Origin of the sequence: Vibrio sp. OPT20 (assembly GCF_963889365.1) — a bacterium.
Taxonomy (GTDB): Bacteria; Pseudomonadota; Gammaproteobacteria; order Enterobacterales; family Vibrionaceae; genus Vibrio; species Vibrio splendidus.
The window spans coordinates 1-895 of the sequence record NZ_CAWPOA010000042.1 but is presented as its reverse complement, the minus strand read 5'-3'; the positions used below and the strand labels follow the sequence as shown (position 1 = coordinate 895).

General features: G+C 44.7%; 5 tRNA genes. All 5 read right to left on the bottom strand.

Annotation, left to right across the window (positions count from 1 at the left end):
* Positions 1 to 272: 272 nt before the first annotated feature.
* The 5 genes from AACR09_RS09115 to AACR09_RS09095 all read right to left on the bottom strand — a co-directional run bounded on the left by AACR09_RS09115 (position 273) and on the right by AACR09_RS09095 (position 734).
* A tRNA-Val gene (locus AACR09_RS09115) sits at positions 273 to 348 on the bottom strand.
* Positions 349 to 377: 29 nt separating this feature from the next.
* Positions 378 to 453: transfer RNA gene (locus AACR09_RS09110), tRNA-Ala, on the bottom strand.
* 25 nt (positions 454 to 478) lie between these two features.
* Positions 479 to 554, bottom strand: a tRNA-Val gene (locus AACR09_RS09105).
* A gap of 26 nt (positions 555 to 580) precedes the next feature.
* Positions 581 to 656, bottom strand: a tRNA-Lys gene (locus AACR09_RS09100).
* Positions 657 to 658: 2 nt separating this feature from the next.
* A tRNA-Glu gene (locus AACR09_RS09095) sits at positions 659 to 734 on the bottom strand.
* Positions 735 to 895 lie beyond the last annotated feature (161 nt).

Genomic DNA, 895 nt, shown 5'->3' with positions numbered 1-895 from the left:
AAGAAGGGTTAATTCTTGATGACTGTTTGCCGGACTCAATTGTGAATCAATGTAAACATTGATTCGAATACAAGACACTTGAATGTGTTTGTTGTGTTCATCTAATGAAAGATAAACATTGAGAACTTTTAAATTTGATTGAATTACTCGTAAGTAATCAATCAGTCAGCTTTCCAAATTGTTAAAGAGCAAGAGTTTTTAAAGTGTTAAACTTTCAAAACCATTTTTAAATACACTCAGCTTTCTATTACTAAGAAAAGTGTGCTTAAAGATGGTGGGCGATACCGGGCTCGAACCAGTGACCCCCTGCTTGTAAGGCAGGTGCTCTCCCAACTGAGCTAATCGCCCACAAAAGTTTTAATTCCTTATGGAAGGAATGGTGGAGCTATGCGGGATCGAACCGCAGACCTCCTGCGTGCAAGGCAGGCGCTCTCCCAGCTGAGCTATAGCCCCTTATTTTTATTTCCTTGGGAGGAAATGGTGGGCGATACCGGGCTCGAACCAGTGACCCCCTGCTTGTAAGGCAGGTGCTCTCCCAACTGAGCTAATCGCCCCAAATTTTTATTTCCTTGGGAGGAAATGGTGGGTCGTGCAGGATTCGAACCTGCGACCAATTGATTAAAAGTCAACTGCTCTACCAACTGAGCTAACGACCCAATGGTATCCCGTAGGGGAGTCGAACCCCTGTTACCGCCGTGAAAGGGCGGTGTCCTAGGCCTCTAGACGAACGGGACACTGCTAACTTATCTCCACTTTAAAAGTAGAAACAAACTTCGAAGAACCTTGGGAGTTCTTCTTCTCTTTGCTTTTCTAAACCTAATCAATCTGTGTGGACACTCATCGTAAGTATCTTCGTATAAGGAGGTGATCCAGCCCCAGGTTCCCCTAGGGCTAC